The organism is Prescottella sp. R16, assembly GCF_030656875.1.
GTDB lineage: Bacteria > Actinomycetota > Actinomycetes > Mycobacteriales > Mycobacteriaceae > Prescottella.
Genome location: NZ_CP130943.1, coordinates 1,817,224 through 1,837,659, shown reverse-complemented (window position 1 = coordinate 1,837,659; position 20,436 = coordinate 1,817,224). Strand labels below are relative to the sequence as shown.

The window sequence follows — 20,436 nt, the reverse complement described above, 5'->3', positions numbered from 1 at the left end:
GCCGTATTACCGGTTCGCCGGAAAGGCCCTGATCTTGATCGTTACAGACCAAAGCGTCGCAGACCGGCGAGTATGTGTCCGGTACCGATAAAGTTACCCGTTATGACACAGCCCGAGACAGCCCCAGCGGCTGCCGAAGCCCGGTCGATGATCTCGATGACAGGGGTGAACAAGCACTACGGTGATCTGCACGTTCTGAAGAACATCGACCTCGAGATCCCCGCCGGGCAGGTCGTCGTCATGCTCGGTCCCTCGGGGTCCGGCAAGTCGACGCTGTGCCGCACGATCAACCGGCTCGAACCGATCGATCAGGGCATCATCACGATCGACGGAACCGCCGTCCCGGCCGAGGGGCGGGCGCTGGCCCGGCTGCGCTCGAACGTCGGCATGGTGTTCCAGAGCTTCAACCTGTTCGCGCACAAGACGGTGCTCGAGAACGTGATGCTCGCCCCGATCAAGGTGCGCGGCCTCGACAAGGCCACCGCGAAGAAGAACGCTCACGCCCTGCTCGAGCGGGTCGGTATCGCGTCGCAGGCCGACAAGTATCCGGCCCAGCTGTCCGGCGGGCAGCAGCAGCGTGTCGCGATCGCCCGCTCGCTCGCGATGGAACCGAAGGTGATGCTGTTCGACGAGCCGACATCGGCCCTCGACCCCGAGATGGTCAACGAGGTCCTCGACGTCATGGTCGGCCTCGCCAAGGAGGGCATGACGATGATCGTCGTCACCCACGAGATGGGATTCGCCCGCAAGGCCGCGGACCGCATCATCTTCATGGCCGACGGCCAGATCCTCGAGGACACCGACCCGGACACTTTCTTCACCGCCCCGAAGTCCGATCGTGCCAAGGACTTCCTCGGCAAGATCCTCGGGCACTGAGCGAGGACCTGATGAAACGCATTCGATTCTCCCCGTCCCGGTTGATCGGGGCCGTGGCGGCGCTGACCGTCGTCGTCCTGACCGCATCCGGTTGCGGCAGCAGCGAACCGCGGGACGTGCTCGCCGACGCCGCCGACGGGCACCTGACGATCGGCACCAAGTTCGACCAGCCCGGTCTGGCGCTGCGCGAACCCGACAAGACGATGACCGGTTTCGACGTCGCGGTCGCGAAGTACATCGCGAACTACCTGGGTGTGCCCGAGAGCGGTATCACGTGGCGCGAGGCACCGTCGGCGCAGCGTGAGACGCTCATCAAGAACGGTGAGGTCGACTACGTGGTCGGCACGTATTCGATCACCGACAACCGCAAGAAGGTCGTCGACTTCGCCGGCCCGTACTACATTGCGGGACAGTCGCTGCTGGTGCGCGCGGACGACGACTCGATCACCGGACCGGAATCACTCGAGAACGGCAAGAAGCTGTGCTCGGTGTCCGGTTCGACGCCCGCGCAGAAGATCAAGCAGTCGTATCCGAACGTGCAGTTGCAGCAGTTCGACAGCTACTCGTCGTGCGTCGAGGCCCTGCACCGCGGCAAGGTCGACGCCCTGACCACCGACGACATCATCCTGGCCGGCTACGCGTCGCAGTACCCCGGCGAGTTCAAGCTCGCCGGGCAGCCGTTCACGGTCGAGCCGTACGGCGTGGGCCTCCCCAAGGGCGACACCGCGGCCCGCGACAAGATCAACGACGCGATCGAGGACATGATCGCGACCGGCGCGTGGGAACGCGAACTCGAGAAGGCCATGGGCGAATCCGGGTTCACGCTGCCCGCCCCGCCTGCGGTCGACCGGTACTGAGGGGGTGGCATGGGACTGATCGACACTTACGGAGACCAACTCGTCAGCGCGTTCTGGACGACGATCCAGCTGACGTTGTGGTCGGCACTCGGCGCCCTGATCTGGGGCACGATCCTGGCGGCCATGCGGGTCTCCCCCGTACCGATCCTGCGGATCTTCGCGACCTGGTACGTCAACATCTTCCGGAACACGCCGTTGACACTCATCATCGTGTTCTGCTCGGTGGGCCTCTACCAGAACCTCGGCGTGTACTTCGCACCCGAGGATTCCCCGCACTTCATCGACCAGAACAACTTCCGGCTCGCAGTCCTCGGTTTCGTCGTCTACACGGCCGCGTTCGTGTGCGAGTCGCTGCGGTCGGGCATCAACACCGTGCCGCTCGGTCAGGCCGAGGCCGCCCGCTCGCTCGGACTGACGTTCACACAGTCCATCCGGATGATCGTGCTGCCGCAGGCGTTCCGTGCGGTCATCGCCCCGCTCGGCAGTGTGCTCATCGCATTGACGAAGAACACGACCATCGCGTCGGCGATCGGCGTGGCCGAGGCGTCACTGCTGATGAAGACCATGATCGAGAACGAGGCCGACAAACTGTTCCTGGTGTTCGGCATCTTCGCGCTCGGCTTCATGATCCTGACCATGCCGGTCGGATTCCTGTTCGGTTACCTCGGCAAGCGTTTGGCGGTGAAGCGATGACCCAGCAGGCGAGTGTTCTCTTCGACATGCCCGGGCCCCGCGCCCGGGTCCGCAACCGGCTGATCGCGATCGTGTTCGGCGTCGTCCTGATCGGGCTCGCCCTGTACGTGCTGAACGTGCTGGCCGACAACGGTCAGCTCGAGGCCGACAAATGGTCGCCGTTCCTCGATCACTTCACGTGGACGACGTACCTGCTGCCGGGACTCAAGGGCACCCTGCTGGCGGCGGCCCTGTCGATCGTGTTCGCGCTGATCCTCGGCGCGATCCTCGGCATCGGACGACTGTCGGACCACCGGTGGGTGCGCTGGGTCAGCGGCGCGATCGTCGAGTTCTTCCGCGCCATCCCGGTGCTGATCCTGATGATCTTCGCGTACCAGGCATTCGCCCAGTACGGCGTGTTCCCGTCCGGGCAGTTGGCGCTGGCCGCAGTCGTGGTCGGTCTGACGCTGTACAACGGTTCGGTGATCGCGGAGATCCTGCGGGCCGGCATCCTGTCGCTCCCCAAGGGACAGACGGAGGCGGCGTCCGCGCTCGGTATGCGCAAGAGCCAGATGATGCGGCTGATCCTGCTGCCGCAGGCGATCACCACGATGCTGCCGGCGCTGGTGTCGCAGATGGTGGTGGCACTCAAGGACTCGGCGCTCGGCTACCAGATCGGCTACATCGAACTGATCCGCAGCGGCCAGCAGGCGGCGTCGTACTACCGCAACTTCTTCGCCGCACTCGTCGTGGTCGGTGCGATCATGGTGATCATCAACTTCGCGCTCACCTCGTTCGCGACGTGGCTCGAGAAGCGCCTGCGCACCGGCGGCAGGAAGGGCATCAAGCGGACCGTGCTGTCCACCGACGCCGACATCCTCGACGGCGCCCCCGGCGTCGACGACTTCGACGGCGATCGGGCCCGGTCACAGCCCCGCAGCTGACACAGTGACCCGCCGGCGGGCTCGTGACGGAATCGCATCCGTCACGAGCCCTTCGCGTCGCCACCGTCGACAGACCACGCGCCGGTGCATACTCCTGTCATGTCAGTCGCTGTCGACTTCTCCTGGGCCCGGTTCCTCTCGATGACGCTCATCTTCATCGGGGTGCCCGTCGCGATCGGTGCGGTCGTCATCCGGTCCGCATGGCGGGCCGAGAAGGTTGGCGGTACGTCCCTCGAAGACACCGCGGCCGCGGTCGTCCCAGCGACGGGCACCGGCCGGCTGGGCCTGTGGGCCACCGGCCTGGTTGCCTACGCTCTGGGGTTTCTGTCCTGCGCGGGCTGGCTCAGCTGGTCTGCCGACTCCACCGGGCAGTTCCGTGGACCCGCGCTGCCCGCACCGACGAAGTTTCCGACCTGGCAGGTGGTCGCCTGTGGCGTGACGGTGGTGCTGGCCTGTTTCGCCGCCGCTCACCTGTCGCGGTGGGTGGTCGCGGGCGGCTTGGCTGCCGCGGCCGGCACGGCGGCGGGGTTCACGACCGCGTTCGCCGTCGATGCCAGTTGTGTGGTCACCAGTCAGGAGGGAATCGGGGTGGGGTTCTCCATAGTGGGATGGGGCATCGGCCTGGGCCTGCTGATGCTCGTTCGCGGCGTGTGGCTGACCAGCCGACGCCACAAGGCGGCCGGCCGCCTCCGGCCGTAGCGGCCAGCGGTCCGTCAGGTGCCGAGAGTTGCGTTCCGGACTGCGAACTCGACGTCCGATGCTCGGTCGGTCCAGTCCCATTCCAGATCGGTACCGTCCTGGACGCTCGGCCGTTGGCCGTCGACGAACATCCTGCCCGAGGTCAGTGCGTCGGCGATGTCGGCGAGCAGAGCACTGATCGATTGCCAGGCCGGGCCTGCCGAGTCAGCGCCGGTCTCGTCGAACTCGAAGACTGTGCCGTGCAGGGGACCGGGCCGGGTGTCGACACACAGGTAGTTCGAGTCCCGGCCCGCGAACGGCACGAAGGCGGGGATATAGGTTCCGGCTTCGAAACCGGCCGCACCCGGTGGGTCCCTGAGTTCGAAGCCGTACGCGCGAGCGGTTTCGTCCCAGATCCGAATGGACCGTTCCCTGTCTTCGACCACCCGGTCGAGGGTGAACAGTTCGTATCCGGGAATCACTCTGATCCGGCGTCCTTCGGGCTCGCCGTTCGCGAGTGAGAACAACGCGACCAGCTCATCGGGCCACGTCTGTCCCGTAGCGGCCGCCGCCTCCACGATGCGGTCGGGGTCGGCTCCACGGAACTCGGCGCCCGCCAAGTGTTCCTGTGCCCAGCCGGTGATGCGTGCCCACTGCTCGCGCACCGATCCCGACGGTGTGGGGTGGATCGGACGCGGATCGGTCATTCGGGCTGCTGCCGCCGCGTTGGAGACCGCACGCTGATTCCGCTCCGCATCTGCGAGGGCCCCGCACACCTCTGTCGCGAGTGCCGCGTCGTCGACATCGGGTGCACCGAACGCGGGGACATGCGCGGTCACGGACCCCAGGTGCACCCACACCGAGGCGGTGCCCGATTCGGCACTGACCCGACGTCCTACCTCGACGATCCGTGCCACCGCGGCATCGTCCCCGTCGAGGTAGCCGTCCTCGACTCGGATCTCGCCCGAACCTGCCTCGGTTCGGGCGACCGCCCAGTACACCATCACTCCCCCATCATGGTCGTATGTGCTTGTGCCGCAGCATTATTCTTGCCCGAGGCTCAGCCGAGGTTCCCGAGTTCGTCCTTGACGACGGCGAACGACATGCCAGCCGGATAGCCGCGGCGGGCGAGCATACCGACGAGGCGGCGCATCAACCGTTCCCGATCGTTGCGGTCGGCGATGTCGTCGGCAGTGGTGCGAACCAGTTTGCGGCGCACCAACTCGGCGGCACGCTCGCGTTCGTCGTCGGTGCTGATCGCCGACAGCGCCTCCTGCGAGGTGGCGTCGTCGATGCCCTTGCGCCGCAACTCGGTGGCCAGGGCGCGGCGGCCGCGCCCCGAATAGGTGTGCCGCGAATGCACCCACTGCTCCGCGAACGCGGTGTCGTCGACGAGCCCGACCTCGGTGAGCCGGCCCAGGACGGTGTCGATCACCGCCTGCGGGTAGCCCTTCTGTACGAGTTTCTGCTCGAGTTCGGCGCGGCTGCGGGCCCGGTCGGTGAGCAGGCGCAGGCACACGTCCTTCGCCCGGGCGGCGAGGGTTTCCGGGGAGCCCTTCAGCTCGAACGGCTGCCCGTCCTCCCCGAGTGGACGGCCCGAGCTGTCCCGGCGCCGGGGAGTGGAGCGACGCCGGCCGGTGGTGACGTCGTCGCTGCCGTACCGGTCGTAATGATCGTTGTCGTCGCGATCGTTGTCGTCGTGGTTCATGACTGTGCCTGCGCGTCCGGCCCGGCCCCGGGACGGGTGCCGGGCCGGCCGCGTGCGTGGTCGGACCTAGAAGTCGGCCTGCTCGGGGGCCTCGTCGGTGAGGACCGCGCCGATACCGAGCTTCTCCTTGATCTTCTTCTCGATCTCGTCACGGATGTCGGTGTTCTCGAGAAGGAACTTGCGGGCGTTCTCCTTGCCCTGGCCCAGCTGGTCGCCCTCGTACGTGTACCAGGAGCCGGACTTGCGGATGAACCCGTGCTCGACACCCATGTCGATCAGCGAGCCCTCCTTGGAGATGCCCTGGCCGTACAGGATGTCGAACTCGGCCTGCTTGAACGGCGGCGACACCTTGTTCTTGACGACCTTGACGCGGGTGCGGTTGCCGACCGCGTCGGAGCCGTCCTTGAGGGTCTCGATACGGCGCACGTCGAGGCGCACCGACGAGTAGAACTTGAGCGCCTTACCACCGGTCGTGGTCTCCGGCGAGCCGAACATGACGCCGATCTTCTCGCGCAGCTGGTTGATGAAGATCGCGGTGGTGCCCGAGTTGTTGAGCGCACCGGTCATCTTGCGCAGGGCCTGGCTCATCAGCCGGGCCTGCAGGCCGACGTGGCTGTCGCCCATCTCGCCCTCGATCTCGGCGCGCGGCACGAGTGCGGCCACCGAGTCGACGACGATGATGTCGAGCGCGCCGGAACGGATCAGCATGTCCGCGATCTCGAGCGCCTGCTCACCGGTGTCCGGCTGCGACACCAGCAGGGCGTCGGTGTCGACACCGAGCTTGCGGGCATATTCCGGATCGAGGGCGTGCTCGGCGTCGATGAACGCCGCGACACCCCCGTTGGCCTGCGCGTTGGCGACCGCATGCAGTGCAACGGTCGTCTTACCCGAGGATTCCGGGCCGTAGATCTCGACGACGCGGCCCCGGGGCAGGCCGCCGATGCCCAGGGCGACGTCCAGGGCGATGGAGCCGGTGGGAATCACGGCGATGGGCTGGCGGGCCTCCTCACCGAGACGCATCACCGAACCCTTGCCGAAGCTCTTGTCGATCTGGGCAAGAGCGAGCTCGAGCGCCTTGTCGCGGTCGTGTGCCTGTGGTGCCATCGTGGTCCCCTTAGTTGAAGTCTCGGTCGAAGTCTCGTCCAGCGATCTGTGGTTCAGGGTAGAGCCCGGTACCGACAAGTTCGCCGACCCGGACGCCGGCCGGCACCCACCAGCTTAATCGAACAGATTTTCGAGTCAATCGTTTCGGCGGCTCGCGCGGTCCCGCAACCCGGCCAGCACCTTCGCGAGAACCGCGTCCTCCCCCGGCCCGAGTTCGACGCCCAGTTCCTGCACGGCGTCGACCGCCTCGGCGACGGACAACGTCACGTGCTCGGTCTCGCATCCCGGTGCCCGCACCGTCCGGGCGCCCTCGGTGACCGTGACGTGCGCGTGCGGCAGGTGCCGCATCACCATGAGGTGCTGCCGAAACGGCGAGTGCGGTTCCCGGGACGTGACGAAGTGCCCGGTCCGCACGTCCGACGGATGCACAGGCGCCGTATCGACGTAGTGTTCGGCCTTCCCGCCACGGGTCAATGCCCACACCGTGGTGGCGTCGTCCGTCGTCTCCTCCAGGACGAACTCGCGGTCGCCGTCGACGTGCACGGCGCCGTGCTCGAGCGCGATCGGTCCGGTGATGCTGAACCCGAAACCCGGATCGCACAGCCACCGCCGGCCGTCGATCTCCACTGTGACGGTCATGTGGGTGCGGGTATTGGTGAGTTCGTGGACGCGGCCGAGATTGCGGCGGATCGTGAACCCGAGATGTTCGAGGGCTGCGGCGAAGATCTGGGCGTGTTCGAAGCAGTAGCCGCCGCGGCGGCGCCGCACGAGCTGATCCTGGACCGCGTCCGGCGTCACCCCGGGATGGGTGCCGAGCAGGACGTCGACGTTCGCGAACGGGAACGTGCGTACGTGCGCGACGTGCAGATCCCCGAGCAGGTCGAGGGTGGGTTCGCCGGATGCGACACCGACCGCATCGAGGTAGGCGGGAACGTCGAACAGGTCGGTCCGCCAGGACGCGCCGATCAGGGGTTCGTCGGGCATCGGCCGCGCTCCTAGCGCCGTTGGGCCGGGACGTCGAACTCCTCGCACAACGCCCGCCACACCACACGCGGGTCGACGCCGTCCTCGATGGCACCGGCCGCGGTCCGGCCGTCGAGGCTGCCGACGACATGATCGACGAGGAGGGCGTCACCGCGGAGGTGTCCGAACTCGTCGCGGACGAGCTCGTGGAATTCGGTCAATCGCACACTGCCACGGTAGCGGAGCGGTCAGGTCGCGGCGGCGTGGCAGATCGTGACCGGGTCCGCGACGTCGGCGGCCCCCGCGGCGGCACGGCGGGCGGCGGCCGTGAACGCCGGATCGTCCAACACCCGTCGCACCCCGTCCCTGAGGGCGTCGACGGTGAGCGGCCGGAGCAGGACACCGCTGCCCTGCCTGGCCACCCGGTTGGCGACCTCCCACTGGTCGCCGCCACCAGGGACGGTCACGAGCGGCACCCCGGCGAGCAGCCCCTTGGCGAGGACGCCGTGCCCGGCACCGCAGATCAGTGCGGACGCCCCGGACAGCATCGCGTCCTGGCGGCCGAACCCGGCCCGCACCCAGTCGGGCAGGTCGATGTCGGGCGTCTCGAACAGCGTCACCAGCAGTCGCACCCCCAGCCCGTCGAGGGCGCGGATCGCGGTGTCGAGCATGCCGTCGGCGCCGGTGGACGCAGTGGACGGCGCGAGCACGAGCAGCGGTCCGTCACCGGGCGGCGGTTCGAGAACGTTGTCGGCGGGTTCCCATACGAGCGGGCCGACGAGGTGCGCGTCGGACGGCCAGTCCGGGCGCGGCACCTCGAGCGCCGGCAGCGTCGCGATCATCCGTGCCGCCGGACCCGGATCGTCGAACGGCAGGCCGACGCTCGCGCGGGCCTCACCGCGCTGGGTCGTCCCCTTCCGCAACGCCGGCGCCGTCATCGCCCGCAGGATCGCGTCCCGGACCCGACCCCGCACACCGGTCCCGGCAGCGAGCCCGGACCCGATGGGCGGCAGCCCCTTCGACGGCAGGTACAGCGGGTGCGGGGACAACTCCACCCACGGGATCCCGAGCCGCTCCGCCGCCATGCCGCCGCCGACCGTGATGACGTCGGACACCACCAGATCCGGCGCCACCGCACGCATGTCCGGCAGCAGGGCCGTCGACACGTGCGCCGCCCGGGCGTGCAGTTTCGCGCCCGAATCGGCGTCGTCGTCGAACTCCCGCGGCGCGAGCCCCCCGAGCTTGCGAGCCTCGATCCCCTGATCCCGGGCGACGTCCAGCCAGCGTCCCGCCGAGAAGAACACCGGATCGTCACCCGCCGCAACAAGTTTCCGGCACAACGCCAGAGCGGGAACGGCATGCCCGGCCTCGGGCCCGGCGACAACGGCTACGCGCATCCGCCCAGCGTGCCACACGTCACAGTGTCACCCGCGCGAGTGGTCGTGCGGGACACCTGCAACGCGGGCTGTTGCTGCGATTCCTTCTCGACGGTCGGTGCAGCAACCGCCCACGGCGGATCACCCGCGCACGAGCGGCCCCAGGGTGCGGCCGGCGAGTTCGACGATTCCCGGCTGGTGCCCGTTGGTGACGAGGTTGACGATGATTCCGTCGACGCCGACGTCGAGTACCCGGGCCTGCACCTGTTCGGCCACCTCGTCGGGATTGCCGACGAACTGCCGGTCGGTGGCGGCGGCCCGCTCCTCCTCGGACAGTGCTTCCAGGTCGACGCCGCGCGAAAGCAGGAAGGTGCGCTGCATCTCGCGGGCCTTGTCGCCGTCCTCGTCGATCATCACGAACGCGAGGAAACTCGTCTCGAGTGTCGACCGGTCGCGGCCGGCCTCCTCGCACCGCCGTGCCAGGGCGTCGAGCTTGCGGGGCAGCTCGGCGGCGTTCGCGATGATGTTGAGGTGGTTCGCGTACCGGGCGGCGAGGCCGAACGTCTTCTTCTCGCCGCCACCGCCGAGCAGGATCGGCAGATCGTCCCGGATACGGGGTTCGTTGATCGCGGTCTCCGTGCGGTACCACGTGCCGTCGAACGTGGGGCGCTCCCCGCGGAGCATGGGGGCGATGATCTGCAGGGCCTCGTCGAGTCGCTCGAACCGGTCGGTGAACGTCCCGAACTCGAAACCGAGCTGCCGGTGTTCGAGTTCGAACCAGCCGGCCCCGATGCCCAGGACCGCCCGCCCGCCGCTGACCACATCGAGCGTCGACACCGTCTTGGCGAGGAGCGTCGGATTGCGGTACGTGTTGCCGGTGACGAGCGCCGACAACTGGACGGACTCGGTGGCCGCCGCGATCCCGGCGAGCGCCGTGTACGCCTCGAGCATCGGCTCGTCCGGCTCCCCGATCCCGGGCAGTTGATAGAAGTGGTCCATCACGAACACGGCGTCGAATCCGGCGGCCTCGGCCTCCCGGGCCTGGCGGACCACGGTGGGGAACAGGTCACGGACCGGTGTCTGATAGCTGAAGTTCGGCATCTGGTATCCCAGGCGAATACTCATGTCCGTCAACGGTACTCGCGCCGACCGCCGGACGCGGGCGGTTGCTGCGAATCCTTCTCGACGTTCCGTGCAGTAACCGCCCGCGGCGCCGGTCAGCCGCCCAGCGCTCGCTCCGCTGCCGCCACGGCGCGGTCCCGGTCGTCGGCGACGAGGCCGATGCGGGTGCGGCGGTCGAGGAGGTCGTCGACGTCGAGGGCGCCCTCGTGGCTGACGGCGAACGCGAGTTCGGCGTGGGTGACGTCGATACCGTCGGCGATCGGCGTCGGGTCCCCTGCTGCCGCAACGAGTTCCGCCTCGCTGCCGTAGCGGGCGACGAGGGACGCCGGCAGGTTCCGCGGTACCACCGCATCGGCGCCGACCGCAGGCAGCGCACGAGTCACACACGGGCCGGCAGGCAACCCGGACGCGGCGACTGCGGCGTCCACGGCGTCCTGCGCCATCTTCCGGTAGGTGGTGAGCTTGCCGCCGACGACACTGATCACCCCGGTCGACGAGCGCAGCACCGCATGGTTGCGGGACAGGTCGGCGGTCGCGCCGTCCCCCGAATCGAGCAGTGGGCGCAGCCCGGCGAACGCACCGAGAATGTCGGTGCGTCCGATCGGCGTGGCCAACGCGGTGTTCACGGTGTCGAGGAGGAACGCGATCTCCGACTCCGACGGGGTCGGCACGTCCGGGAGCGGCCCGTCGACGGCCTCGTCGGTGAGCCCCAGGTAGACGCGTCCGAGCTGCGCGGGCAGCGCGAACACGAACCGGTTCGTCTCCCCCGGGATCGGCACCGTCAGTGCGGCCGTCGGATTCCCGAGCAGCGCAGCCGGCAGCACCAGATGGGTGCCGCGGCTCGGCTTGAGACGGATGTCCGGGTCGACGTGGCCGGCCCACACTCCGGCCGCGTTCACCACGGCGCGGGGCCGGATCGTCGTCTCCTCGCCGGTGAGTTCGTCGCGCAACCGCACCGCGTCACCGGTCACGTCGTACGCGCCGACGCGGGTGAGGATCGACGCGCCGTACGACGCGGCGGTGCGCGCGAGGGCCACCACCAGGCGGGCGTCGTCGACGAGCTGACCGTCGTACGCGAGCAGGCCGCCGCGCAGACCGTCGCGGCGGACGGTCGGGGCGAGCCGGATCGCGTGCGCGGCATCGATCCGGCGGGACCGCGGCAGCACCGACGACGGGGTCCGCGCCGTGGCCCGCAGCGCGTCGCCGGCCAGGAAACCGGTTCGGACCAGTGCCTTCTCGAACGTTCCCACCGACGGCAGCAGCGGCACCAGCTGCGGCAGCGCCCGCACCAGGTGCGGTGCGGTGCGGGTCATGAGGATGCCGCGTTCGACGGCGCTCTCCCGCGCGATCCCGACGTTGCCGGACGCCAGGTAGCGCAGGCCGCCGTGTGCGAGTTTGGAACTCCACCGGCTGGTGCCGAACGCCAGGTCGTGCTTGTCGACGAGGACGGTCCGCAGGCCTCGCGACGCGGCGTCGAGGGCGGTACCGACGCCGGTGATGCCGCCGCCGATCACGAGGACGTCGACGTCGCCGCGGTCCCCGAGGTCCGCCAGTTCACGGCTGCGTCGGTCGGCGTTCAGCGCGGAGAGCGAATGGTCCGGCACGAGAGGTCCTCCTGGTTCGATCCGGCGCAGCTCAGCGCGGCGCGAGATACGCGTCGACGGCGAGAGCGAGTTCGGTGGTGAGGGGGTCGGCGGGCAGCACGTCGGCGATCATTCCGGCGGACTGGACGGCCGACTGCGCGATGAGCAGCACCATCGCCGCCAGGTGGGCGGGTTCCCCGGCGCGGATCGACCCGTCCTGCTGTCCGGCGGCGACGGTCTGGGACAGCAGGGCGACGATCGCGCGCTGGCTGGTGCCGATGCGTTCGACGATGTACGTCATGAGCAGATCCGGATCGGACCGCAGGATCTTCGCGAACAGCGGATGCTCCCGCACTCCGGCGGCCACTTCGACGACACCGCGGACCAGGCGGGTGCGGACCGGATCGTCGCCACCCATCTGCGGCACGACCGTTGCGATCTCCCGGGTGAGCAGATCGGCGACGACGGCACGGGTGTCGGGCCAGCGCCGGTAGACGGTCGGCCGGCTGACCCCGGCGCGGCGGGCGATCTCGGCGAGTGTCGTGCGCCGCAGACCGAAGTCGAGGATGCACGTCCGGGCCGCGTCGAGGATCAGGTCGTCGACCGACGACGTGACGGGCCCGGACGACACCGGTGAGTCGGAAACTTCGTTACAACTAGACATTTCATGTAACACTGTAATGCATGTCGGATGCCTTCGTCCCCGAGTTCCCCACCACCGCCGCCCCCACAATGGAGTGGGACGCCTGGGGTGTCGCCGAGTCCCGGCGCACCCTGTCCGAGCAGGTCACCACGCTGCTGCAGCAAGCACTCGGGGTGTCGGCCGAGCAGTCGCCGCCGCCGTCCGAGACCGACACCGTACTGCGTCCGAGCGCTCTCGCACCTGCTCTCGCCGACGCCCTCACCGGACTGCTCGGCAGCGACCACGTCCGCACCGACGACGCGATCCGGTTGCGCCACGCCGGCGGCAAGAGCACCCCGGACCTGCTGCGCCGCAAGGCCCCCGACGCGCAGGACGCCCCCGACGCGGTGCTGCTGCCCGGCAGCCACGACGAGGTGCTGGCGCTGCTGCGGTTCTGCGCCGCAGAGCAGATCGCGGTCGTCCCGTTCGGTGGCGGCACGTCCGTCGTCGGCGGGGTGGACCCGGAACGCGGCCGATTCGGTGCCGTCGTGTCCCTCGATCTGCGTCGCCTGAACGCGCTCGTCGACGTCGACGCGGTGTCGGGTGTCGCGACGCTGCAGGCCGGGGTGACCGGCCCGCAGGCCGAGCAGCTCCTCGGCGCCCACGGGTTCTCCCTCGGACACTTCCCGCAGAGTTTCCAGTTCGCCACGATCGGCGGATTCGCGGCGACCCGCTCGTCGGGTCAGGCCTCGGCCGGCTACGGGCGCTTCGACGACATGGTCGAGTCGCTGCGGGTCGCGACCCCGTCCGGCAGCCTCGACCTGGGCCGTGGTCCGGCGTCGGCGGCGGGCCCGGACCTGCGGGAGCTGTTCGTGGGTTCGGAGGGCACGCTCGGCATCGTCACCGAGGTGACGGTGCGGGTGCATCCGGTTCCGGAGCGCACCGGCTACCGGGCGTGGTCGTTCCCCGACTTCGCGACCGGCGCCGACGCCCTGCGCGCCGTCGTCCAGTCCGGGTCGGCGCCCACCGTGATGCGGCTGTCCGACGAGGCCGAGACCGGCATCAACCTGGCGCTGGCCGGTGACATCGGCGGCGACAGCCCCACCGCCGGTTGTCTCGCGATCACGACGTTCGAGGGCACCGACGCCCACGTCGAGGCCCGTTCCGCGGAGGTGAACGCGATCCTCGCCGCGGCCGGTGGCACGTCCCTCGGTGAGGAACCGGCCCGCCAGTGGGAGCACGGCCGCTTCGACGCCCCCTACCTGCGGGACGCACTGCTGAACGCGGGCGCGATCGCCGAGACCCTCGAAACCGCGACCCGCTGGTCCAACCTGGCGAACCTGCGCGCCGCGGTCACGGCAGCGCTCACGGAGTCCTTGGGCGAGCAGGGCACCCCGGCGCTGGTGATGTGCCACATCTCGCACACCTACCGGACGGGGGCGTCGCTGTACTTCACCGTCGTGTGCGCGCAGGCCGCCGACCCGCTCACCCAGTGGGCGACGGCGAAGAAGGCTGCGGGTGACGCGATCGTGGCGGCGGGCGGCACCATCACCCACCATCACGCCGTCGGACGCGACCACCGGCCGTGGATGGGCGCCGAGATCGGCGACCTCGGCAGCCGGGTGCTGCGCGCCGTGAAGAACGAACTCGACCCCGCCGGAATCCTCAACCCCGGCAAGCTGATCCCATGATCCGCTCGGTCACCGTCCTCACCAACCCGGCCGCCGGCAGCGGACACGCACCGGCCGCGGCCGCCGCGGCGGTGGCACGGTTACGGGAGCGCGGCGTCACGGTCACCGAGATCGCCGGCGTCGACGCCGACGACGCCCTCGCTCTCGCCCGGCGGGCCGTCACCGCCGGTACCGACGTCCTCGTCGCCGCCGGCGGTGACGGACTCGTCCACATCGCGTGGCAGGCGTTGACCCAGACCGGTACCCCGCTCGGGATCGTGCCCGGCGGCACCGGCAACGACCACGCCCGCCTGTTCGGCATTCCCGTCGACGATCCGGTCGCCGCCGCCGACATCGTCGCCGACGGGCAGATCGCGACCGTCGACCTGGCCCGCGCCGGAGACCAGTGGTTCGGCACCGTCCTGTCCAGCGGATTCGACGCCCTCGTCACCGACCGCGCCAACCGGATGCGGTGGCCGCGCGGGCCGATGCGCTACAACCTCGCGATGCTCGTCGAACTGGCCCAGCTGAAACCGATCCCCTACCGGCTCGTTCTCGACGACCGCACGATCGACCTCGACGCCACCATGGTGTCGGTCGGCAACGGCACCTCGTACGGCGGCGGCATGCTCATCACCCCGAACGCGAAACTCGACGACGGGCTCCTCGACGTCACCATCGTCGCCGCAGGCAACCGGCTGAAACTGGTGCGCCTGTTCCCCACCGTCTACAAGGGCACCCACATCCACCTCGACGAGGTGCAGACCTTCCGGACCCGCACCCTGCGGCTCGAGACCGGCAGTCCCGTCACCTCGTACGCCGACGGCGAGTTCGTCGGACAGTTGCCGATCGACGTCGAGGCCGTACCGGGAGCCGGACGGGTCGTCGTCGGGGCGCCGGTGACCTGACCGGCGCGACCGGACTCAACCGCCGAACACGTACAGCTCGAAGCCGACGGCCCGTTCGGCGTCGAATCCCGGCTTCGGCCCGGTCGCCATCTCGACCTGACGGACCGCCTGTTCCCGGACCGAATCGGGGCTCAGCGCCTCGAGGTAGGCGCGGTGTTCGCACAGCGACTGCACGGCCCGTTCCACGGTCGCGGTGACGTCGACGGCGTGCGTGATCCCGACCATCGCGTTGACCGCAGCCCACCGCACCCCCGTCCACGGCGGTTCGGTGAGCTCCGGGAAGATCCACTCGTTCGCGGCGTCGGCGACGGCGTCGAGGGCCGCCGACCCGACCGCTCGATGGTCGGCGCTGTTGAGGAAGCCCGGCCCCCACGTCTCGCGGTGGTTCATCGTCACCACCATCTCCGGGCGGTGCCGGCGGATGACGCGGGCCAGATCCATCCGTAGCTGCGGACCGTATTCGATCCGGCCGTCCGGGTAGCCGAGAAACTCGACCTGCGTCACCCCGACCACCACGGCCGAGCGGCGCTGCTCCGCCTCCCGCAGTGCTGCGCACTCGCGCGGATGCAGTCCGGCGATCCCCGCCTCGCCGCTGGTCACCAGCGCATACCGCACGTCCTTGCCCTGCTCGGTCCAGTGCGCCACGGCCGCTGCGGCCCCGTACTCGATGTCGTCGGGATGCGCGACGATCACCAGCCCGCGCTGCCAGTCCTCGGGAATCGGCTCCATGATCGTCATCATGCCCCGGCCGGCCGCCGGGCGCAGTGCTTACCGACCCCGTCAGAACCTGGAACGGTCGGCGCTGCTGTTGCTCCCCGACATCGCCTTGAACAGCATGTAGAGACCGAAGACGACCGCACTGACCGCGAGAATCCAGAACAGGCCCTTCACGAGTGCCCCGATCAGCGCGAACGCGATCCACACCAGCGCCACGACACCGACAATCTTCCAGAACACGACAATCCTCCTGATTAGTTCTCGTCGCCGATCCTACCGGCGGCGACCCCTCGATCGTGGCACGCGAGAACCAGGAAAGCACCAGCTCAGCGGCAAGATCAGGGAAAGATGGGGGTTCACCCTGAGGACCTCGACCGGCCATCCGGTGGGGCTGGCCTTCCGCTGCGGGCCACTCCCTGGCATAAGCTCGCGAGGTTGGACCGGATCGGTCCCGTTCGTGAACACCCGAGGAGCAGTCGATAGCCGTGTCGCCGACATCCCAGCCGGGCACCCCCCGCAACACCGCCCGTGATCTCGCGCAGATCGCCGTCTTCGCCGCCCTCATCGTCGCCCTGGGCCTGCCCGGCACGATCGCCATCGGCGGCTCCGCCGTCCCCATCACACTGCAGAGCCTCGGCGTCATGCTCGCCGGAGCCCTCCTCGGCCCCCGCAAGGGCACCCTGTCGGTCCTCACCGTCATCGTCCTCGGCCTCGCCCTGCCCGTCCTCGCCGGCGGCCGCACCACGCTCGTGTCCCTGTCCAGCCCCACCGCCGGATTCCTCGTCGGCTGGCTGCCCGCCGTCGCGGTCATCGGCTGGCTCAGCTACCGGATGCTGCCGAAGTACAACGTGTTCGCCGGTGTCGCGATCAACCTGCTCGGCGGCGTCGCCGTCCTCTACGCATTCGGGATCGCCGGCATGCTGCTGCGCACCGACATGACCCTCACCGCCGCGTTCGCCGCCAACGTCACGTTCCTGCCCGGCGACGCCGCCAAGGCCGTCGTCGCCGCCGTCGTCGCCGCCCAGGTGCATCGCGCCTACCCCGCGCTCGCCGCGTCCCGGCGGATCCCGGCCGCCGCGGCCGCCGACGCCGCCTGACCGCTCCCCTCATGAGCGAGATCCGATTCGACGCCGTCCGCCACGCCTACGGTGAGCGCAGCGTGCTCACCGGAATCGACCTCACCCTCACCGAACAGCGCATCGGCATCATCGGCGCGAACGGCAGCGGGAAATCCACCCTGTCCCGGATGATCAACGGTCTGGTCACCCCCACGTCCGGCACCGTCACCGTCGACGGTCTCGACACCGCCCGCAAGGGCCGCCAGGTGCGCCGCACCGTCGGCTTCGTGTTCACCGACCCCGACCACCAGATCGTCATGCCGACCGTGTCGGAGGACATCGCGTTCTCGCTGCGCCGCAGCGGCCTGAGCAAGGCCGAACGCGCCGACCGGGTCGCCGGGGTGCTCGCCGACTTCGGCCTGTCCGGGCACGCCGACCACCCCACCCACCTGCTGTCGGGAGGCCAGAAGCAACTGCTGGCCCTCGCCGCGGTCATGGTCACCGAACCGGACGTCATCGTCGCCGACGAACCCACCACACTGCTCGACCTGCGCAACGCCCGACTGATGCGCCGCACCCTCGCCGGGCTGCGCCAGCAACTCGTCGTCGTCACCCACCACCTGGATCTGCTCGACGACTTCGACCGGGTCGTCGTGATCGACTCCGGAACCGTCGCCGCCGACGGGCCGCCCCGCGAGTCCATCGCGTTCTACCGGGACCTGATCGGGTGACGACACTCGGCCTGTACACACCGGGACGATCGCTGCTGCACCGGCTGCCCCCCGGACCGAAACTGGTCACGATGATCGTGGCGATCGCGGCGGTGACGATCCTGGTGCGCCACCCGTGGCAGCTGCTGCCCGTCCTCGCAGTGGTCACCGGCCTCTACGCACTCTCCCGCATCCCGGCCCGGGTGGCGTTCGCGCAACTGCGCCCCCTGCTGTGGCTGCTGCTGTTCATCGGCGCCTTCCAGGTGGTGTTCACCGGATGGGCACGGGCCGCCGTCGTGTGCGGCACGATCGTGGTCGCGGTCGCGCTCGCCGCCCTCGTCACCCTCACCACCCGCGTTTCCGACATGCTCGACACCATCAGCCGGGCCCTGCAACCCCTGCGCCGGATCGGGGTGAACCCGGACCGTGCCGGGCTGGTCCTGGCGATGACCCTGCGCTGCATTCCCCTGCTGACCGGGATCGTCGCGCAGGTGTCCGACGCCCGCAAGGCCCGCGGCCTGGGCTTCTCGCTGCGCGCGTTCGCCGTCCCCGTCGTGGTGTCGGCACTGATGACCGCGGAAGCCATGGGCGACGCCCTCGCTGCCCGCGGCGTCGACGACTGACCTGCAGGACAGTGCGAACTGCCCTACCGGCCGAACCGTCGGTCGATCTCGCCGACCTCACCGAGCGCGTCCGCCCAGCCCTCGAGCCGCTCGGACGCCGACAGCAACTCCTCCCGCTGCCGATCCAGCAGCGTGTACGACGGCGACTGCGCCGGCGCGGTCATTTTCGCGGCCACCGTCACCAGCCCCTCGAACTGAGCCACCCCGTCGTCGAGACGCGCGACCGCCGCCCGAATCGACCGGTCCAGATGCGGAGCCGCGGCATGGGTGCTGCGGGCCGCGTCCTCCAACGCCACGACGTCCGTCGCCACCGCCCGTAACGCGGCCGCCGCAGTACGGGCCGTCTCCCCCGTGTGATCCAGTTCGGCCACGTCGACCAGAGCGGACCTGCCCAGCACCGCGGACAACCGGTCCAGACTGTGCTCGGCCTGCGCGAGCCGTTCCATCGGCGCGCGAGCCACCGAACCGGCCGGCGGCAACGGGGGACGTGCCGCGGCCGACGCGGGCAGCGGGGCCGCGGTCAACCGACGGTAGGTTCCGACGGCCAGTACCGCCGGAACCGCGAACAAGGCCGCCGTGCCGCCCGTCGCGACCACCGCCCAGTCGGGAGCCGACGCCACCGCGAGCGTGACGGTACCCACGGCTCCCGCCCCGGACGCCACCCCGAACCGAGTGGCTCGTCGGCGGGCCCGGCGACGCTTGCGGAGCGCCCGCTCCCGGGGATCCGACCAGCGCCGCACCGTCTCGGCGACGGTGCCGCGGACGTCACGCAGCACGCTCTGTGCGTCCACCGACGCGAAAACGGCCGACCGGGAACGTTTCCCGGGCCGGCCGTCTCTCGTGGCGCTCATCGAACCAGTGTGCCCACCGGCTACTGCGCGGTGGTTTCGCCGTTCGGCTGCTGCGGTGCGGCGGCCGGGGTCGGCGTGCTCGCGGTGGTGCCACCGGACGGCAGCGCATCGCCCTTCATCGAGGCCCGGATCTGCTCGAGACGGCTGTGGCCGGCCATCTGCACGCTCGCCTGCTGCACTTCCATCATGCGGCCCTGCACCGAGTTCTGGGCCAGTTCCGCGGCACCGAGAGCGTTGGCGTACCGCTGCTCGATCTTCTCGCGGACCGCGTCCAGGCTCGGGGTGTTGCCCGGCGCCTGCAGCGTCTGGTCCATCGACCGCAGCGAATCGGACACCCGCTCCTGCATCTTGGCCTGCTCGAGCTGGCTGAGCAGCTTGGTGCGCTCGGCGACCTTCGCCTGCAGAGTCATCGCGTTCTGCTCGACGGCCTTCTTGGCCTGGGCGGCGGCCTGCAGCGCCTGGTCGTGCAGAACCTTGAGGTCCTCGACCGACTGCTCGGCCGTCACCAACTGCGCAGCGAACGCCTCGGCGGCGTTCGTGTACTGGATCGCCTTCTCGTTGTCGCCGGCGGTAGCGGCCTGATCGGCGAGGGTGACAGCCTGACGCGCGTTGGCGTTGAGCTTCTCGACCTCGTCGAGCTGACGGCTCAGCTTCATCTCGAGCTGACGCTGATTGCCGATGACCGACGCAGCCTGCTGGGACAGGGCCTGATGCTGACGCTGAGCGTCCTCGATCGCCTGCTGAATCTGAACCTTGGGGTCGGCCTTCTCATCAATCTTGGAATTGAAGAGCGCCATGAGGTACTTCCATCCCTTGACGAAAGGATTAGCCATGGTTTGATCCTGCCTCCATCTGCTGCGCCGCGACTCGCGCGACCCGATGCGCGACCGTCACGCATCGAACTCGGTATTGGCCCTGCCCTGCTCGTCCGATCACGAACCACTGTCGGGACGGCCGTGATCATCACTGTCGAATCTATCTGTTTCCCGCCGTCCGCGAAACGACTAGGCGGCAGCCAACGCCCGCGCGGTGGGCGCGGGAATGACGACCCGAGTGTCCTGCGCGATACGCCCGCTCACCGCTGCATCGGTCACACTGCCACGCTCGGCGGCGCCGCGGGCCCCGACCATCCGGGAATCGCCGACCGCGAGGGATTCACTCACGTCGACCAGCACCTCGGACAAGGGAACCTCGAGTGCATCGCAGATCGCGGCGAGCAATTCGCTCGACGCCTCCTTGCGGCCGCGTTCGATCTCGGACAGATAGCCGAGGCTCACGCGCGCGCTGTTCGACACCTCGCGCAGGGTTCGGCTCTGCGAAACGCGGGTGCGTCGAAGACTGTCACCGATTGCCTCACGCAATAGCAGCGCCATCTCGCTCCTCCTTCATCCGAT

General features: G+C 69.5%; 24 protein-coding genes. 10 read left to right on the top strand and 14 right to left on the bottom strand.

Features of this window, described 5'->3' with window-relative positions; genetic code table 11:
• Positions 1-147: 147 nt before the first annotated feature.
• From Q5696_RS08705 to Q5696_RS08685, 5 genes are all read left to right on the top strand, one after another.
• Complete coding sequence (locus tag Q5696_RS08705) at positions 148-876, top strand: amino acid ABC transporter ATP-binding protein (protein ID WP_305094777.1); 729 nt, start codon at positions 148-150, stop codon at positions 874-876.
• An 11-nt stretch (positions 877-887) separates the two neighbouring features.
• Complete coding sequence (locus tag Q5696_RS08700) at positions 888-1,733, top strand: glutamate ABC transporter substrate-binding protein (protein ID WP_305094776.1); 846 nt, start codon at positions 888-890, stop codon at positions 1,731-1,733.
• 9 nt (positions 1,734-1,742) lie between these two features.
• The gene (locus tag Q5696_RS08695; RefSeq protein WP_305094775.1) at positions 1,743-2,426 is read left to right on the top strand and encodes an amino acid ABC transporter permease; all 684 of its coding nucleotides are present in this window, start codon (positions 1,743-1,745) and stop codon (positions 2,424-2,426) included.
• Complete coding sequence (locus Q5696_RS08690) at positions 2,423-3,349, top strand: amino acid ABC transporter permease (protein ID WP_305094774.1); 927 nt, start codon at positions 2,423-2,425, stop codon at positions 3,347-3,349. The genes Q5696_RS08695 and Q5696_RS08690 overlap by 4 nt, the downstream gene beginning before the upstream one ends.
• A 99-nt stretch (positions 3,350-3,448) precedes the next feature.
• On the top strand, positions 3,449-4,048 hold the full coding sequence (locus Q5696_RS08685; protein WP_305094773.1) for a hypothetical protein: 600 nt from the start codon (positions 3,449-3,451) through the stop codon (positions 4,046-4,048).
• 14 nt (positions 4,049-4,062) lie between these two features.
• Here the strand turns inward: Q5696_RS08685 and Q5696_RS08680 are convergent, their stop codons facing one another.
• The 9 genes from Q5696_RS08680 to Q5696_RS08640 all read right to left on the bottom strand — a co-directional run bounded on the left by Q5696_RS08680 (position 4,063) and on the right by Q5696_RS08640 (position 12,547).
• The gene (locus Q5696_RS08680; RefSeq protein WP_305095195.1) at positions 4,063-5,031 is read right to left on the bottom strand and encodes an SMI1/KNR4 family protein; all 969 of its coding nucleotides are present in this window, start codon (positions 5,029-5,031) and stop codon (positions 4,063-4,065) included.
• A 56-nt stretch (positions 5,032-5,087) separates the two neighbouring features.
• Positions 5,088-5,735 (bottom strand): recombination regulator RecX, encoded by a 648-nt coding sequence (gene recX / locus Q5696_RS08675; protein ID WP_305094772.1) that lies wholly within the window; start codon positions 5,733-5,735, stop codon positions 5,088-5,090.
• A 66-nt stretch (positions 5,736-5,801) separates the two neighbouring features.
• Complete coding sequence (recA, locus tag Q5696_RS08670) at positions 5,802-6,839, bottom strand: recombinase RecA (protein ID WP_305094771.1); 1,038 nt, start codon at positions 6,837-6,839, stop codon at positions 5,802-5,804.
• A 135-nt stretch (positions 6,840-6,974) separates the two neighbouring features.
• The gene (locus Q5696_RS08665; RefSeq protein WP_305094770.1) at positions 6,975-7,823 is read right to left on the bottom strand and encodes an arylamine N-acetyltransferase family protein; all 849 of its coding nucleotides are present in this window, start codon (positions 7,821-7,823) and stop codon (positions 6,975-6,977) included.
• An 11-nt stretch (positions 7,824-7,834) separates the two neighbouring features.
• Entirely contained in the window at positions 7,835-8,029 is a 195-nt protein-coding gene (locus tag Q5696_RS08660) for a DUF3046 domain-containing protein (protein WP_305094769.1), read from the bottom strand.
• 21 nt (positions 8,030-8,050) lie between these two features.
• A complete protein-coding gene (locus Q5696_RS08655) occupies positions 8,051-9,199 on the bottom strand; it encodes a glycosyltransferase (RefSeq protein WP_305094768.1) in 1,149 nt (382 codons plus the stop codon).
• 120 nt (positions 9,200-9,319) lie between these two features.
• The gene (locus tag Q5696_RS08650; protein WP_305094767.1) at positions 9,320-10,303 is read right to left on the bottom strand and encodes an LLM class F420-dependent oxidoreductase; all 984 of its coding nucleotides are present in this window, start codon (positions 10,301-10,303) and stop codon (positions 9,320-9,322) included.
• A gap of 92 nt (positions 10,304-10,395) precedes the next feature.
• A complete protein-coding gene (locus tag Q5696_RS08645) occupies positions 10,396-11,904 on the bottom strand; it encodes a glycerol-3-phosphate dehydrogenase/oxidase (RefSeq protein ID WP_305094766.1) in 1,509 nt (502 codons plus the stop codon).
• 31 nt (positions 11,905-11,935) lie between these two features.
• Positions 11,936-12,547: a TetR/AcrR family transcriptional regulator gene (locus tag Q5696_RS08640; protein WP_305094765.1), complete on the bottom strand. Its 612-nt coding sequence runs from the start codon at positions 12,545-12,547 to the stop codon at positions 11,936-11,938.
• A 20-nt stretch (positions 12,548-12,567) separates the two neighbouring features.
• Between Q5696_RS08640 and Q5696_RS08635 the strand changes: the two genes are divergently transcribed.
• Together Q5696_RS08635 and Q5696_RS08630 are read left to right on the top strand one after the other, a co-directional pair.
• Complete coding sequence (locus Q5696_RS08635) at positions 12,568-14,196, top strand: FAD-binding oxidoreductase (protein ID WP_305094764.1); 1,629 nt, start codon at positions 12,568-12,570, stop codon at positions 14,194-14,196.
• Positions 14,196-15,083, top strand: a complete 888-nt coding sequence (locus tag Q5696_RS08630) for a diacylglycerol kinase (protein ID WP_305095194.1) — start codon at positions 14,196-14,198, stop codon at positions 15,081-15,083. Before Q5696_RS08635 ends, Q5696_RS08630 begins: the two co-directional genes overlap by 1 nt.
• Before the next feature lie 15 nt (positions 15,084-15,098).
• On the opposite strand, the gene Q5696_RS08625 is transcribed toward Q5696_RS08630, so the two are convergent.
• Both Q5696_RS08625 and Q5696_RS08620 read right to left on the bottom strand, forming a co-directional pair.
• Complete coding sequence (locus Q5696_RS08625) at positions 15,099-15,812, bottom strand: PIG-L deacetylase family protein (RefSeq protein WP_305094763.1); 714 nt, start codon at positions 15,810-15,812, stop codon at positions 15,099-15,101.
• Between the two features lie 51 nt (positions 15,813-15,863).
• On the bottom strand, positions 15,864-16,040 hold the full coding sequence (locus tag Q5696_RS08620; RefSeq protein WP_305094762.1) for a hypothetical protein: 177 nt from the start codon (positions 16,038-16,040) through the stop codon (positions 15,864-15,866).
• Between the two features lie 245 nt (positions 16,041-16,285).
• Here Q5696_RS08620 and Q5696_RS08615 point away from each other — a divergent pair, with 245 nt between their 5' ends.
• From Q5696_RS08615 to Q5696_RS08605, 3 genes are read left to right on the top strand one after another with little or no spacing between them, the layout of a single operon-like run.
• Positions 16,286-16,897 (top strand): biotin transporter BioY, encoded by a 612-nt coding sequence (locus Q5696_RS08615; protein WP_305094761.1) that lies wholly within the window; start codon positions 16,286-16,288, stop codon positions 16,895-16,897.
• An 11-nt stretch (positions 16,898-16,908) separates the two neighbouring features.
• Complete coding sequence (locus tag Q5696_RS08610; protein WP_305094760.1) at positions 16,909-17,589, top strand: energy-coupling factor ABC transporter ATP-binding protein; 681 nt, start codon at positions 16,909-16,911, stop codon at positions 17,587-17,589.
• Complete coding sequence (locus Q5696_RS08605) at positions 17,586-18,191, top strand: energy-coupling factor transporter transmembrane component T family protein (RefSeq protein WP_305094759.1); 606 nt, start codon at positions 17,586-17,588, stop codon at positions 18,189-18,191. The genes Q5696_RS08610 and Q5696_RS08605 overlap by 4 nt, the downstream gene beginning before the upstream one ends.
• A gap of 23 nt (positions 18,192-18,214) precedes the next feature.
• Here Q5696_RS08605 and pspM read toward each other — a convergent pair whose 3' ends face one another.
• From pspM to Q5696_RS08590, 3 genes are all read right to left on the bottom strand, one after another.
• Positions 18,215-19,042, bottom strand: coding sequence for a phage shock envelope stress response protein PspM (gene pspM, locus Q5696_RS08600; RefSeq protein WP_305094758.1), 828 nt, complete (start codon positions 19,040-19,042; stop codon positions 18,215-18,217).
• Positions 19,043-19,062: 20 nt separating this feature from the next.
• Positions 19,063-19,875 (bottom strand): PspA/IM30 family protein, encoded by an 813-nt coding sequence (locus tag Q5696_RS08595; RefSeq protein ID WP_305094757.1) that lies wholly within the window; start codon positions 19,873-19,875, stop codon positions 19,063-19,065.
• A gap of 171 nt (positions 19,876-20,046) precedes the next feature.
• Positions 20,047-20,415, bottom strand: coding sequence for a helix-turn-helix domain-containing protein (locus Q5696_RS08590; RefSeq protein ID WP_305094756.1), 369 nt, complete (start codon positions 20,413-20,415; stop codon positions 20,047-20,049).
• Positions 20,416-20,436: the final 21 nt, after the last annotated feature.

Coding starts and splice junctions, on each gene's coding strand:
- Q5696_RS08690 (WP_305094774.1), top strand. CDS start 2,423: ATGACCCAGCAGGCGAGTGTTCTCTTCGACATGCCCGGGCCCCGCGCC.
- Q5696_RS08665 (WP_305094770.1), bottom strand. CDS start 7,823: ATGCCCGACGAACCCCTGATCGGCGCGTCCTGGCGGACCGACCTGTTC.
- Q5696_RS08685 (WP_305094773.1), top strand. CDS start 3,449: ATGTCAGTCGCTGTCGACTTCTCCTGGGCCCGGTTCCTCTCGATGACG.
- Q5696_RS08595 (WP_305094757.1), bottom strand. CDS start 19,875: ATGGCTAATCCTTTCGTCAAGGGATGGAAGTACCTCATGGCGCTCTTC.
- Q5696_RS08650 (WP_305094767.1), bottom strand. CDS start 10,303: ATGAGTATTCGCCTGGGATACCAGATGCCGAACTTCAGCTATCAGACA.
- Q5696_RS08610 (WP_305094760.1), top strand. CDS start 16,909: ATGAGCGAGATCCGATTCGACGCCGTCCGCCACGCCTACGGTGAGCGC.
- Q5696_RS08625 (WP_305094763.1), bottom strand. CDS start 15,812: ATGGAGCCGATTCCCGAGGACTGGCAGCGCGGGCTGGTGATCGTCGCG.
- Q5696_RS08695 (WP_305094775.1), top strand. CDS start 1,743: ATGGGACTGATCGACACTTACGGAGACCAACTCGTCAGCGCGTTCTGG.
- Q5696_RS08640 (WP_305094765.1), bottom strand. CDS start 12,547: ATGTCTAGTTGTAACGAAGTTTCCGACTCACCGGTGTCGTCCGGGCCC.
- recA (WP_305094771.1), bottom strand. CDS start 6,839: ATGGCACCACAGGCACACGACCGCGACAAGGCGCTCGAGCTCGCTCTT.
- pspM (WP_305094758.1), bottom strand. CDS start 19,042: ATGAGCGCCACGAGAGACGGCCGGCCCGGGAAACGTTCCCGGTCGGCC.
- Q5696_RS08635 (WP_305094764.1), top strand. CDS start 12,568: ATGTCGGATGCCTTCGTCCCCGAGTTCCCCACCACCGCCGCCCCCACA.
- Q5696_RS08705 (WP_305094777.1), top strand. CDS start 148: ATGATCTCGATGACAGGGGTGAACAAGCACTACGGTGATCTGCACGTT.
- Q5696_RS08680 (WP_305095195.1), bottom strand. CDS start 5,031: ATGGTGTACTGGGCGGTCGCCCGAACCGAGGCAGGTTCGGGCGAGATC.
- Q5696_RS08655 (WP_305094768.1), bottom strand. CDS start 9,199: ATGCGCGTAGCCGTTGTCGCCGGGCCCGAGGCCGGGCATGCCGTTCCC.
- recX (WP_305094772.1), bottom strand. CDS start 5,735: ATGAACCACGACGACAACGATCGCGACGACAACGATCATTACGACCGG.
- Q5696_RS08590 (WP_305094756.1), bottom strand. CDS start 20,415: ATGGCGCTGCTATTGCGTGAGGCAATCGGTGACAGTCTTCGACGCACC.
- Q5696_RS08700 (WP_305094776.1), top strand. CDS start 888: ATGAAACGCATTCGATTCTCCCCGTCCCGGTTGATCGGGGCCGTGGCG.